Consider the following 11,902-nt stretch of genomic DNA (forward strand, 5'->3'; position numbering starts at 1 on the left):
ATGGGGATCCTCGGTCGCGGCTGCGCGTTCGGTGCGGGTGGGCGCCGTCACCGGCGCCCACTCTCGATGTGGTGACGGTGGTCAGGCATCGCCGTGCTCGGCATCGCCGGAGTAGCCGTGCACGCGCCCGGTCGCGAATCCGACCCCGGCGCCGATGGTGACCGGCTCCGGGACGGGCGTCCCACAGCACGAAGCCGCGACCGGCTCCGGTTCGACGTCGCTGGTACCGCAGCAGGAGGCTTCCACGGCGACGGGCTCGGGCGCGCACGTCGACCCGCAGCCGCCGCCCGCCTCGTCCTCGCCGGGCAGGTTCGTGGAGCACACGCCGGTCTCGGGGAGTTCCAGGTGCACGGCGTCGGCGGCCTCGCGGTCCCCGGCCAGCGCGGCGGCGATCGAGCGGACCTGCTCGTAGCCGGTCGCCATCAGGAACGTCGGGGCGCGGCCGTAGGACTTCATGCCGACGATGTAGAAGTCGGTCTCCGGGTGGGCGAGTTCGCGCTCCCCGTGCGGGGGCACGGTGCCACACGAGTGGAAATTCGGGTCGATCATCGGGGCCAGCGTCACCGGCGCCTCGGTACCCGGCTCCAGCGCCACGCGGACCTCGCGCAGCATGTCCAGGTCCGGGCGGAATCCGGTCGCGGCCACCACCGCGTCCACGGTGATCTCGCGTTGCCCGTCGGGGGTGGCGCCGGTGACGGTCACGCCCGCGTCGGCCGGACCGAAGCCGGTGATGGTGAAGTTGCGGACCAGGGTGATCGCACCAGTTTCGACGGCCTGCTTCACGCGCGAGCCGAGCGCACCGCGCGCCGGGAGACCGTCGGCGTCGCCGCCCCCGTACAGGCGGGCCACCGACGCGCCGCGCACCGCCCAGGTGATCCTCGTGTCCGGTTCGGCCTTGGCGAGTTCGACCAGGGCCAGGAGGGTGTTCGCGGCCGAGTGCCCCATGCCCACGACGAGCGCGTGACGGCCCGCGAAGCGGTCACGGTCACGGCCCAGGACGTCGGGGAGTGCGCCGGTGATGTACGAGGCCGCCTCGCTCTCGCCGGGCGCGAGCAGGCCGGAGTCGCCGAGCGGGTTGGCGCGGCCCCAGGTGCCGGAGGCGTCCACGACCGCGCGGGCCTCGATGTCCTCGATCCGGCCGTCGGTGCCCACGACGCGTACGAACAGCGGGTGGGTGTCGCGGTCGATGGTGCGGGTCTTGTCCACGCCGCGCCGCGCCACCGCGATCACGCGGGCGTTGGTGCGGATGCGTGGTGCCAGCTCGTCGGTCGCGGCGAGCGGGGCGAGGTAGGCGTCGACGAGCTGGGCGCCGGTGGGCAGTTCGTCGGCGGGTGGCGCGGTCCAGCCGGTGGGCTCCAGCAGGCGCCGGGCGGCGGCGTCGGTGTCGTACTCCCACGGCGAGAACAGCCGCACGTGCCCCCATTCGCGGATCGCGGCACCGGCCGCGCGACCGGCCTCCAGGACCAGGGGTTCGAGTCCGCGTTCGAGCAGGTGGGCGGCGGCGGCCAGGCCGATCGGCCCGGCGCCGATGACCACGACCGGCCGGGTCTGCTGCTGGGGTGTGCTCATGGCAGGGCTCCTCGAAGGTTCGACGACGACAACGGGTCTCCGACAACGAACGCAACTGTAAACAGCAAACACTGTTGATAGCAACATGTGCCGTGGTTCAATGGACGCATGACGAACACGCTCGACGTCCTGCTGATGGACCCGGCCGTCGGCGACACCGCCACGAGTCGCGCCCACACCCTCGCCCCGCTGCTCAAGGCGCTCGGCGACGAGAATCGCCTCACGCTGGTGCTGCTGCTGGCCGAGCGCCCGCACACCGTGCGCGAACTCACCGACGCCACCGGCATGGGCCAGACCCTGGTCAGCCACCACCTCGCACCCCTGCGCGAGCAGGGCCTGGTGACCGTCACCCCGCGCGGGCGTGCCAACGTGTACGCGCTGTGCTGCGAAGCCCTGGTGACCCCGATGCGCCTGCTCGCCACCCTCGCCTCGGCCAGCCCCGAGGGCCTGGACGCCTGCCGCACCGGCGCCGACTGCGGCTGACCCACCGGCTTCAGCAGCCCGACTCGTCTCCGCATCCGGTGGGCGGGCAGCACTGGACCAGGTACGCCTTCAGCGCGTCCAGCCGCTCGGCGATGCGCGCGGCGTCGGCGCGGTAGCGCACCGTCCGGCCGTCGCGCACCGACACCAGCAGGCCCCCGCGCCGCAGCAGCGACAGGTGCTCGGAGGCGGTCGACTGACCCAGGCCCGATCGCTCGGCGACCTCGCCGACGCTGAGTTCGACGTTTCCCGCGAACAGGCCCATCACCTGTTGGCGAGTCTCGCTCGCGAGGGCCTTGAGGAAGTCGCCCGCACCCTCCTCGAGGGCGGGTGCCGCCGCGGTGGCGGCGGCCGGAACGTCGGTCATGGGTCCTCCGGATCAAATCTTTCGTCGTTTCCCGATATGACGATGCTACGTTGTCGGCATGGAATCCGCAGACCTCGTGATTGTCGGGGGCGGCCAGTCCGGCCTGTCCACCGCCCACACCGCCCGCCGACTCGGCCTCGCGCCCGTCGTCCTGGAAGCCGGACCAGAAGCCGTCGGCTCCTGGCCGCACTACTACGACAGCCTCACCCTCTTCTCGCCCGCCAGGTTCTCCGGCCTGCCCGGCACCCCGTTCACCGGCGACCCGGACCGCTACCCGACCCGCGACGAGGTCGTGGCCTACCTCCGCGCCTACGCCGCCGGCCTGGACGCCGACATCCGCACCGACACCCGCGCCACCACCATCACCCGCGAAAAGGATGGCGGGGGTCTGGTGGTCGAGACCGAAGCCGGGTCGAGCCTGCACACGCCGTTCGTGGTCGCCGCGACCGGCGGCTTCGGCCGCCCCCACATCCCCGCCCTGCCCGGCCTGGACGTCTTCGACGGGGAGGTCCTGCACGCCTCGCGCTACCGCGACCCCAAGGACTTCGCCGGCATGCGCGTGGCCGTGGTGGGCGGCGGAAACTCCGCCGTGCAGATAGCCGTCGACCTCGCCGACACCGCACGTGTCTCGCTCGCCACCCGCGGCCCTCTCAAGTGGGCCAGACAGCGCGTGCTCGGCAAGGACCTGCACTGGTGGCTCAAGCGCACCGGCCTCGACATCGCCCCCCTCGCCAAGCAACTCGGCGGACAGACCATGGCGGTGATCGACGACGGTCGCTACCACGCGGCACTCGCCACGGGAAACCCCGACCCTCGGCCGATGTTCGCGCGCCTGACCACCGACACGATCGTGTGGGCCGACGGCAGCGAGGAACACCTCGACGCGATCGTCCTGGCCACCGGCTACCGCCCCCACCTGGACTACCTCGAAGCCAGTGGAGCCCTCGACGCCGACGGGCTGCCGCTGCACGACACGGGCGTGTCCACCACCGTCCCCGGACTGGGATACGTCGGCCTGGAATGGCAACGCAGCCTGTCCTCGGCGAGCCTGCGCGGCGCCGCCCGCGACGCCACCCACGTTCTGAACCGCCTGCGGAAGACGTCCGCCCACTGAGCCGCGCGGGCTCGGGTCAGCCCGCCGCGAGAACGCCCGCGAGCATCGCGAGCGCCTGCGGATCGATCCGGTAGAACACCCACGTCCCCCGACGCTCGCTGGTCACCAGGCCCGCCTCGCGCAACTTCTTCAGGTGATGGCTGACAGTGGGCTGGGAAAGCCCCACGTCCGGCAGGTCGCACACACACGCCTCGCCGTTCGCGTGTGCGGCGATCTCCGAGAACAACCGCAGGCGCACCGGATCACCGAGCGCCTTGAACATCACCGCCAAGCGCTCCGCGTCCCGCTCGCCGAGCGCCTCGCGCACCACGGGCGGACAGCACGACGCCCCGGCAGGTCCCACCGCGTCCAACGGAATCAACTTCGACATCCATCAATATTGACAGAACTCGATCCAAGAGCCAAGCTGGCTGTATCGACGAACGTCAATACAGGCGCTCGTAGTCACTCAGGAGGAATCGTCATGTCCCGCGTCCAACTCGCCCTGCGCGTCTCCGACCTCGAAGCCTCGGTCGCCTTCTACACCAAGCTGTTCGGCACCGAACCTGCCAAGCTCCGGGACGGCTACGCCAACTTCGCCGTCGCCGAGCCCCCGCTCAAGCTCGTCCTCATCCAAGGCGAGCCGGGCAACACCACCGTCATGGACCACCTCGGTGTCGAAGTCGAATCCACCGAGCAGGTCACCGCCGCCACCGGTCGCCTCGCCGACGCCGGCCTGCACACCCGCGAAGAGAACGACACCACCTGCTGCTTCGCCGTCCAGGACAAGGTCTGGGTCACCGGCCCCGGCGCCGAACCCTGGGAGGTCTACGTCGTCAAGGCAGACGCCGACACCATGACCAAGGCACCCGACAGCGCCTGCTGCACCCCCACCGAGGAAATCTCCCCCACTTCCGACGCCCAGCGGGAGACGGCCTCTGCCGGCTGTTGCTGACGTATCGGTGCCGCGCACAGCCGGCAACGCCGTACGGCAGGGGCGATGACGCTTCGACATGCGAGGAACTGGGCGATTCGCGCGGGCCAAGGCCACGAAGGGCGACGGCTCCGGGCGCGTGGGCGGCACGAGATCGTGCCACCCACGCCGCCGTATGGGTTCGCGTGTGTGGCGCGACACACCGGCGGTGAGCCACGGCTCACCCCCGCTGCGGGTGTGACGGGCTGCGGCTCAATGGCCGCCGCATGGTGGCGCCATCAACGGTTGCGAGTTCTGGTTCGTGGGGCACTGCCGGCGCAGTGCTCGCGTATCTCGTCGAGCTGACGGGGCCTCGCGAACGCGCTGCGGCTGCGGTAGAGCTGCCGGGCCCGCAGGTTGCTCCGGAGACCGTTTTCGGGACCGAGGGTCCTGTAGCCGAGTGCCACCGATTGCTGATCGCGTCGAGCGGAGCCAGGGCATGGCGCGCGGCGGCAATGAGGGAGCGGATCGCCAGCGTCGGATTCTCGGCATGGCTGCGCACGGCGTGGGCGCCGGTGACCGCCGTGCGCAGTAGGGCCGCTCGCAGAACGCGTCCGGCCCAGTAGTCGGTGCTGCCGGGGACGCCGGTTCCGCCGATTTTCAGGACGAGTTCGCTGGCGAGGCTGCCGTCTGCGAGATGGCCACGTCGTTGGGCCTCCCACAGCACAGTGAGGGGATCGACTGGTTCGCCGCGGTGGACCAGCCCCCCGATGGTCCGGTACAGCGCGGCGTGGCCGGGGTCGACGAAGTCCTTTGCGATCAGCCACCGTTGGATCCCGGCGAGGGGCGCCGGATCCACGATCAGGGCGGCCACCAAGGACTGTTCGTCGGCGAGGTCGCGCCGGCACGGCGGGGTGGCCGGCAGGGTCCGAGTTTCGGGGGGCGTGAGGGTGTTGTGGGGTTCGCCCCAGTGGTGGGCGAGGTTGTCGAGGACGGCGTGGAGGGCTCGGTGGTGGTCGAGGGTGTCGGTGAGGCCGTCGCGTTCTTGGTCGGCGGCTGCGACTTGGCCGAGTCGGGTCGCTGGTCGGGCAAGGGCGCGATGGTCGGAGGCTTCGATGATCATCGTGGCGTACAGGGCCGCATTGCGCGGGTGGGGGCAGGCGGCCATGAGGGTGTGTGCGTAGACGGGTGTCAGGCCGGCCGCGTGCGCGGAGGCCGTTGCCACGAGCGCCATCACCCGCTCTGCCGTCGCGACGCGCCGTCCGTGCGAGCGGTGTTCGGGGTGTTCGAGGAGGACGCGGTACAGGGCTTCGTGGGCGGGCCGATACATGTGTTCGGGCAGCAGCAGACCGCGTACGTCCTCGATCCGGTCGGGTTCCACCAGTAGGGCGCCGAGGAGGGCTTGCTCGGCATGGAGATGGGGGTGCACAACGCCTCCAGGGATCTCGCCGGTGTCCACAGGCTGGGATGGCGCGGTCGCTCATGCCGCGAGGTCGAAGTCGTCGCGTCTCGGCGCGGTATGGGCCGCGAGCAGGTGCCGGGCCATCAGGGGTGGGACGGCGTTGCCGATCTGTTCGAACTGTCGGCTCCGGCCGCCGTGCCAGGGATAGTCGGCGGGGAAGGACTGCAACAGGCCGGCTTGTGCGACGGTCAGACGCAGTCGGGGGTCCTTGGGCGCGATGGACAAGGCGCGGTCGACATCTTCGGGGGTGCTCGGCGTCCAGCGGGCTTCGTTGGCGCGGTGGCCGAAGAACATGGTGGGGGCGGGTTCGTCCAGTCGTCGGATGGCGGCGTGGGCTTGCGAGTTGCTGCGGAGTGCCCAGCTTCGGGTCGAGCCGGTCAGGGCCCATGACGGTTTGCCGGTCTCGAACTCGTTGCCGCCGGGGCCTCGTCGTTCGCCGCGGGCGTTGATCGTGGTTTCGTCGTTCCAGCCGAGGGCCTCGGCCATCGTCACCCAGGCCGTGCGGGTGGGGCCGAACAGGCCGTGCTGTTGGGCTTCTCGGGCGTGGGTGGGTTCGGGTGGCGCGGCCACTCGGATGCGGGAGGCGAGGAGGATCGCGCGTCTCCTGGTCTGGGGGACGCCGTAGTCGGCGGCGTTGAGGATGCCAACCCACACGCTGTATCCCCAGGTCCGCAGGATCTGGGCGTATTGTCGCCACAGCGCGAGCACGTCGGGAACCTCTTCCATCGCGACCCATTCCGGGCGGCCGGAGTGGGTGTGCAGGGCGTGCAGGTAGCGCATCGGTTCGGCGGCGAGGAGAGACCGCGGGTCCTGACAGACCGTCAGCAGCCTTTTTCGGTTGTCGATTCCGCGTGCGAGGTCGGCGACCGCCTGGTGGACGAGTGGCTGGTCGCGCAGTCCGAGTCGTTTGCCCGCCGTCGACCATGCCTGGCACGGGGGGCTGGCGATCAATCCGGTGATGTGTCCCAGGAACGGTCCGGTCGGGTGGGCGGCGATGTCCGTGCGCAGGGTCGCGTGCCCGGCGGCGATCCGTGTCGCGCAGGCCGACTCGTCCCATTCCATGCCCAGGTCGATCGCGCCGAGGTCGCGCAGTCCCTGGCTCCAGCCGCCCGGTCCGGCGAACAGGTCCAGGATCATGCGGCCTTCCCGTAGTCGTCCTGGAGGGGTGTGCCGGATCGGCAGGTCCACGGCGGGCAGCCGTCCACGTCGCCGGATTCGATTTCGGCGTCGGCAACCGCGTCGAACACGTCTCCCTGCCGGACGCTCTGGACTCCGGCACCGAGACTGAGGATACGAAGGGCCGGCGCGCTCATGCGGCGGTCTCGACGTCGTCGCGGGTCAGGTGCTTGGCGAGGGCGCGTTCGGTGATCTGCGCGGTGGCACGGGCGGAGTCGGCGCCGATGGCCTTGGCCGTCTTCTCCTTGTACCAGGGCTTGAGGTCCAGGAGGCCCGCGCGGATGCCGGTGGCCAGCAGGAGGGCCTTGCCCTTGGGGAGCGCTCTGATCGCGTCGGGGGGAAGGATGCGTTCCTGGCGCATGCTCGTGCTGGTGGAACGTCCGGACTCGCTCGTCGAGTGCGACACCGTCTGCACGTCGTGGTCCCCGACCAGGCGTGAGAGTTTGTCGGCGAAGTCCGCGTCGTCGATGCCGGAGCCGATCATCTTGATGGTCGCCGCGCTCCACAGTGAGTCCATGCCGGATTCGCCCCAGACGCGCACGCCCTGCCGGTAGCTCTGCAGGATCGTGATCGGGATGACGCCGCGTGATCCCAGGTGGGAGTACAGGTCGGGCAGGTCCGAGATCTTGCAGACGTTCGCGGCCTCGTCGAGGATCGCAAGCATGGGCGGGTCGAGTCGGCCTCCCGCGCGTTCGGCCTGGGCGACGGCGGCGCGCATGACCGCGTCTGCGGCTGCGGCGATGATCGCCCCTGCCGAGCCTCCGCCGTCCTTGCTGAGCAGGAACAGGCTGTCCGTGCTGGTGGCGAAGTGCTCGGGGCGAAACCGTGGGAGGCCGGGGGTGGGGGTGACCCAGGCGGCGATCCTGGGGTCGAGCAGGCAGGCGGCGTACTGCCTCGCGGTCTCGTAGATGCCGTCGCGAGTTTCCACGGCTCCGCTTACGGTGCCTTGGAGTTGGGCGGCGACCGCGTCGAGCTGGTGGTCCTGCAGGAGGTCGACCGGGGTGCGGTCGGCCGGTGAGGCGAGCCATGCCAGGACGTCGGTGATGGGCCGCTTGTCCTTGGCCGCAGCCAGGAACAGGGCGGTGAGCGTGTTGGCCGCGGCGGTGCTCCAGAAATCGCCTTGATTGCCCTCGTCGACCGAAGCGGACACGAAGTGCCCGGCCAGTCGCCTGGCCCCGGCGAGATCGCCGGCGTCGCCGAGGATGTCCCACCACATGTCTTGCCTGGCGTGCGCGATCTGCTGCGGGTCGAGCGTCCACACCGTCCCCAGGCGCGAACGGGCGTCGAGGCAGGTCGTGTACGCGTCGTTCGCGGCCTTGTTGCTGGTCAGCAGGACCGGCCCGGGGGCGGCCAGGACGGCGGGGATGGCCAGGCCGGAGGTCTTGCCGCTGCGAGGGGCCATGATCGCCAGGAGAACGTCCTCCCAGGAAGACCGCACCTCGTGGGAGCTGGGGGCGAGGGTGCCCAGACGGATGCCGCGATCGTTGGGGTCGATGTCCTTTGCCGGTACGTCCTTCAGCGACGGCCGCAACGACCGGGCCTTGGCCGTCGCCTCCTTCGGCAGCAGGATGTCCAGCTCGCGCCGCCCGGCCAGCCCTGCGCTGCGGCCCTGGAACCGGGCCCTGATCTTGAGCCCGATCACGGCCGCGACGGCGAGAACGAGTGCCGGGATGACGTAGCACGTGGTCAGCAGGACCGGGCGCGGCAGTGCGGGCCATATTCGGTCTGGGTGAAGCAGCGCCGATATCGGCTCGTACGGTGTCCAGGACCCGTTACTCAAGAGGGTGTTCGTGGCGTTGGCGGTGATCCAGGCGAGGGTTCCGCCGCCGGCGGCGAGGGCGGCGGCGCCGAGCATGGCGTACAGCGCGGCGTCGGTGCCGGGGGTGTTCGAGGGTGTGGAGGCGCGTGGGGGCAAGGGGGGTGGCTCCTTGGGGCATGGGTGATCGCAGCGGGGTGGGTCACGCGGAGTGCCGGTGCCTCGACCGGACTGGGGCCGGGAGGCGGGTGCGGCGGGGGTGGAGCTTCGGCGCGGGGCGGCGTCAGCTCGCTCGGCGGGCCTGCAAGTCGGCCGGGCCTGGGTGGGCGTGGACCACGGCATCCGTGGCGGGTGCGACCGATGTGATGGTCTGGGTACCGGCGGCGCGGGTGAGGGGCGGGCCTGCGGTTGGCGTCGGTGCGTGTGCGGGGTCGCGATTGATCACGGTGGCCGCCTGGTTGAGGAGTTCGGCGGCGCGGGCCGGCTCGGTGGCGTGGGTGCCCACCGTGGTGGGGTACCGGGTGACCGACAGTGCGGCCACCGTCCGTGCCGCTGCCGGCACGTCGTCTTGGCCGTCTGGTTCGTATTCGTTCTCCCACGGGTTGTGCGCGGCGGAAGGCCGGAATCCGGCGGCGAGCAGGGGCTCTCAGCCCCATCTCTCGCTGCCGGTGGCGATCAGTCCGTGTTCGGTACGGGTGATCACCACGGTGGGACGGGTGTCGTTGAGCGACGGCCCCCATGTCGCGCTGCGGGTGATCGCGGTGATGGCGCGGCCCTGCATGGGCGGTTCGGGCGTGGGGGTTCTCCTCTGGAGTGCCGCGTCTCGGGTGCGGGTCTGCGATTCACCGTCGGTTCCCGGGCTGGGGACGGGCGTCCGGTGAGGGCAACGCACGTGGTGTGGAGGCCGAGAGGGCGCGAGGGACGGGCGTTCGGGGGAAAGGTGCTGCGGGGCCGAGGGCGCGGGCGGCTCGGGCGGAGACGACTCGCGCGACGTGCGATGTGACCCGCGTGCGGTCGAGGTGGGGGCAGGTCTCGACCAGCCGTCGGATCGCGTCGTCGACGGTCGGGTGGTGGCTGTGGATCGCCACCCACAGGCGCTCGGTCGGGCTGGTCCACAGCACGGACCTGAGGTAACGCCGTTCGGGCGGCGCGGCCTCGTCACAGCCGATCGTCGCGCGGCCGGGGTGATCCCACTCGTCACGCGTCGGGATGTCCACGACCCAGGCCAGATGTGGCCTGCGGCCGGCGACGTAGCGTGCGGAGTCTTCCGACTCGGGGTCCGCCGGAATCCACTCCTCGGACGCGATCTCGGGGTGAGCGGGTCGGGCGGGCTCCGCTTTCGCGGGTTCGAGGGTCATCGGAAGGGGTTCTCGCTGGGGCGGTCCCTTCCGGTGGCGGCCTCGAGGAGTTCGGGAAGGTCGCTCGGGGCGTTGTCGCGCTGGTCGATCCACCATCCCGCGCGGGTGACCGTGCGGGCCGTCTCTTCGACGGTCTGCCACTCCCCCTCGTCGAGGTCGCCTTCGATCACCAGAGCGGTGTACGCGGCCGAGACGAGGTCGTATCGGCAGCGGGTGCCCCAGGCGACCGCTCGATCGGTGCCCTCCAGCGGTGGCATCGCGTACTGCTGCGACCAGGCGTCGGCGGTTTCCTGCTCTGCGGCGCGGCGTTGTTCGAGCCAGGCTGCCTTGTCGGCGTCATCGCCGGTTCGGGTCGCACGCCAGCAGTCGCTGCAGTCCCGGGTCGCGAGCCAGCGGGCGAATCCGCTGCGTTCGTCCGCCGGCTTGTGGGAGAGGTCCTTGTCGGCGGTGTGGCCGCAAGCGTGGTCCACGGTCCAGATGGTCTGCACGGGCATGGCCGTCCTCGGGGTTGTGGAAGTGGGTGGGTCAGCGCCTGCGGTGCCGCTGGGCGGTGGTTGCCGCCCACGGCGCGGGCCGCACGAGCGGTCGGGGTTCGGGCTCGGGTTCCGCTGTGGTGCGAGCGGCGGCGATCGCGGCGCGCGCTGCGGCGGGGCCGGGTCGCGCCCAACCACGGCCGTAGGCAGAATCGGCCACGCGCGTCTGTACCGGGGCCTCGTCGCGTGGTGCCGCGCGTGTCGAGGGTGGGCCGGGAGCGGTGAGGTATTCGCTCGCGAAGGCGATGTCGTTCGCGGCGCGGGCGAGGTTGTTTCGGGCGTATCGCAAATGCAGGCGCACTTGGTCGCTGTCGCGATCCGGGACACCGCGGCTACGCGTGGAGGCGGCGAGCAGCAGATTGTCCAAAGCGGCGAACAGCCCGCTTTGTGAGCCGAGTTGGTGGAGGGCCTCGGCGAGAGCGTCCGGTCCGGTCATGGAGGCGGCGAGTGCGTCGATGTCCGCGGCGACGGCCGCCAAGTGTGCGGGCGGGTTGTCGTGGTCGTCGGCCGAGAGGTCCCTGGGCATCGCTCGGGTTCACCGCCCCGGTTCGGATGTCCGAACGGGTTGCGCAGCGCTTGTGCGCCGGGGCTTCCAGGCGGCCAGGAGGGAGGCTGCGGTTTCGAGGGACACGTCCACGATCGCGAGGTGTTCTTCGGCTGCCCGCAGCTCGTCCCGAATTTCGGGTCGGGCCGGTCCCGGGTAGTCCTCGGCGCGCGTGCGGAGGGCTGCCACGACGCTTCCGAGTCCGTCCAGTACGCCGAACTCGTCGCGGAGTTCATTGATCACGGCGGCTTGGTGCCGGGGGCGGGGCCGGAGTTCGATCGCCGCAGCGGTCGCGTACAGGGCCAGGCCGACGTCGAGGCCCATGAGCGGGGCACCGAGCGGCAGATGGTGTAGTTCGGGATCGACCCGGAGCCGGGCGACGTGGGGTTCGAAGTCACGGATCAGGCGCGCGGCTCGGTTGCTCTGGGCCCGGTCGGTGAGATCACCGGGGAGTACATACGCGAGGGCGCTGTCGGACCAAACGAACCCCTCCTTCGCGATGGTCGATTCGAGGCCGGGGTGTCGGGTGTCGTCGCGGGTCCGCAGGACGATGCCGTGCTCGGGCACGTGGAGCATGGTCAGCGTGTGGTCGAGGGCCACGCGGGTCTCCTTCACTGCTGGTGTGGGGTCGAAGCGGGTCGAGCTGCCGGG

At 71.1% G+C, this 11,902-nt stretch carries 15 protein-coding genes; 3 read left to right on the top strand and 12 right to left on the bottom strand.

Annotated features, from left to right (window positions below; translation table 11 throughout):
* Window positions 1-81 precede the first annotated feature (81 nt).
* Window positions 82-1,569 carry an FAD-dependent oxidoreductase gene (locus ACFXMF_RS06505; RefSeq protein ID WP_379987709.1) on the bottom strand — a complete coding sequence of 496 codons (1,488 nt, stop codon included), beginning with the start codon at window positions 1,567-1,569 and terminating at the stop codon, window positions 82-84.
* Window positions 1,570-1,677: 108 nt separating this feature from the next.
* Between ACFXMF_RS06505 and ACFXMF_RS06510 the strand changes: the two genes are divergently transcribed.
* The gene (locus ACFXMF_RS06510) at window positions 1,678-2,052 is read left to right on the top strand and encodes an ArsR/SmtB family transcription factor (protein ID WP_379987710.1); all 375 of its coding nucleotides are present in this window, start codon (window positions 1,678-1,680) and stop codon (window positions 2,050-2,052) included.
* Between the two features lie 10 nt (window positions 2,053-2,062).
* On the opposite strand, the gene ACFXMF_RS06515 is transcribed toward ACFXMF_RS06510, so the two are convergent.
* Window positions 2,063-2,416 (bottom strand): ArsR/SmtB family transcription factor, encoded by a 354-nt coding sequence (locus tag ACFXMF_RS06515; protein WP_379987711.1) that lies wholly within the window; start codon window positions 2,414-2,416, stop codon window positions 2,063-2,065.
* Window positions 2,417-2,474: 58 nt separating this feature from the next.
* On the opposite strand from ACFXMF_RS06515, the gene ACFXMF_RS06520 reads away from it, so the two are divergent.
* The gene (locus ACFXMF_RS06520; RefSeq protein ID WP_379987712.1) at window positions 2,475-3,530 is read left to right on the top strand and encodes a flavin-containing monooxygenase; all 1,056 of its coding nucleotides are present in this window, start codon (window positions 2,475-2,477) and stop codon (window positions 3,528-3,530) included.
* 16 nt (window positions 3,531-3,546) lie between these two features.
* Here the strand turns inward: ACFXMF_RS06520 and ACFXMF_RS06525 are convergent, their stop codons facing one another.
* Complete coding sequence (locus tag ACFXMF_RS06525) at window positions 3,547-3,900, bottom strand: ArsR/SmtB family transcription factor (RefSeq protein WP_379987713.1); 354 nt, start codon at window positions 3,898-3,900, stop codon at window positions 3,547-3,549.
* A gap of 93 nt (window positions 3,901-3,993) precedes the next feature.
* Between ACFXMF_RS06525 and ACFXMF_RS06530 the strand changes: the two genes are divergently transcribed.
* Window positions 3,994-4,464 carry an ArsI/CadI family heavy metal resistance metalloenzyme gene (locus tag ACFXMF_RS06530; protein ID WP_379987714.1) on the top strand — a complete coding sequence of 157 codons (471 nt, stop codon included), beginning with the start codon at window positions 3,994-3,996 and terminating at the stop codon, window positions 4,462-4,464.
* Between the two features lie 199 nt (window positions 4,465-4,663).
* Here ACFXMF_RS06530 and ACFXMF_RS06535 read toward each other — a convergent pair whose 3' ends face one another.
* From ACFXMF_RS06535 to ACFXMF_RS06575, 9 genes are all read right to left on the bottom strand, one after another.
* Window positions 4,664-5,881 carry a DnaB-like helicase N-terminal domain-containing protein gene (locus ACFXMF_RS06535; RefSeq protein ID WP_379987715.1) on the bottom strand — a complete coding sequence of 406 codons (1,218 nt, stop codon included), beginning with the start codon at window positions 5,879-5,881 and terminating at the stop codon, window positions 4,664-4,666.
* A gap of 21 nt (window positions 5,882-5,902) precedes the next feature.
* A complete protein-coding gene (locus tag ACFXMF_RS06540) occupies window positions 5,903-7,021 on the bottom strand; it encodes a DNA cytosine methyltransferase (RefSeq protein WP_379987716.1) in 1,119 nt (372 codons plus the stop codon).
* 172 nt (window positions 7,022-7,193) lie between these two features.
* The gene (locus ACFXMF_RS06545) at window positions 7,194-8,915 is read right to left on the bottom strand and encodes a type IV secretory system conjugative DNA transfer family protein (RefSeq protein ID WP_379987757.1); all 1,722 of its coding nucleotides are present in this window, start codon (window positions 8,913-8,915) and stop codon (window positions 7,194-7,196) included.
* A gap of 184 nt (window positions 8,916-9,099) precedes the next feature.
* Window positions 9,100-9,378 carry a hypothetical protein gene (locus tag ACFXMF_RS06550; protein ID WP_380017710.1) on the bottom strand — a complete coding sequence of 93 codons (279 nt, stop codon included), beginning with the start codon at window positions 9,376-9,378 and terminating at the stop codon, window positions 9,100-9,102.
* An 84-nt stretch (window positions 9,379-9,462) separates the two neighbouring features.
* Complete coding sequence (locus ACFXMF_RS06555; protein ID WP_379987717.1) at window positions 9,463-9,597, bottom strand: hypothetical protein; 135 nt, start codon at window positions 9,595-9,597, stop codon at window positions 9,463-9,465.
* 61 nt (window positions 9,598-9,658) lie between these two features.
* Window positions 9,659-10,174 carry a hypothetical protein gene (locus ACFXMF_RS06560; RefSeq protein ID WP_379987718.1) on the bottom strand — a complete coding sequence of 172 codons (516 nt, stop codon included), beginning with the start codon at window positions 10,172-10,174 and terminating at the stop codon, window positions 9,659-9,661.
* On the bottom strand, window positions 10,171-10,668 hold the full coding sequence (locus tag ACFXMF_RS06565) for a hypothetical protein (protein ID WP_379987719.1): 498 nt from the start codon (window positions 10,666-10,668) through the stop codon (window positions 10,171-10,173). Before ACFXMF_RS06565 ends, ACFXMF_RS06560 begins: the two co-directional genes overlap by 4 nt.
* A 31-nt stretch (window positions 10,669-10,699) precedes the next feature.
* Window positions 10,700-11,233, bottom strand: a complete 534-nt coding sequence (locus tag ACFXMF_RS06570; protein WP_379987720.1) for a hypothetical protein — start codon at window positions 11,231-11,233, stop codon at window positions 10,700-10,702.
* A 9-nt stretch (window positions 11,234-11,242) separates the two neighbouring features.
* Complete coding sequence (locus ACFXMF_RS06575) at window positions 11,243-11,851, bottom strand: hypothetical protein (RefSeq protein ID WP_379987721.1); 609 nt, start codon at window positions 11,849-11,851, stop codon at window positions 11,243-11,245.
* Between the last annotated feature and the right edge of the window lie 51 nt (window positions 11,852-11,902).

The sequence above is a fragment of the Embleya sp. NPDC059213 genome, assembly GCF_042754445.1.
In the GTDB taxonomy this organism is placed as follows: Bacteria; Actinomycetota; Actinomycetes; order Streptomycetales; family Streptomycetaceae; genus Embleya.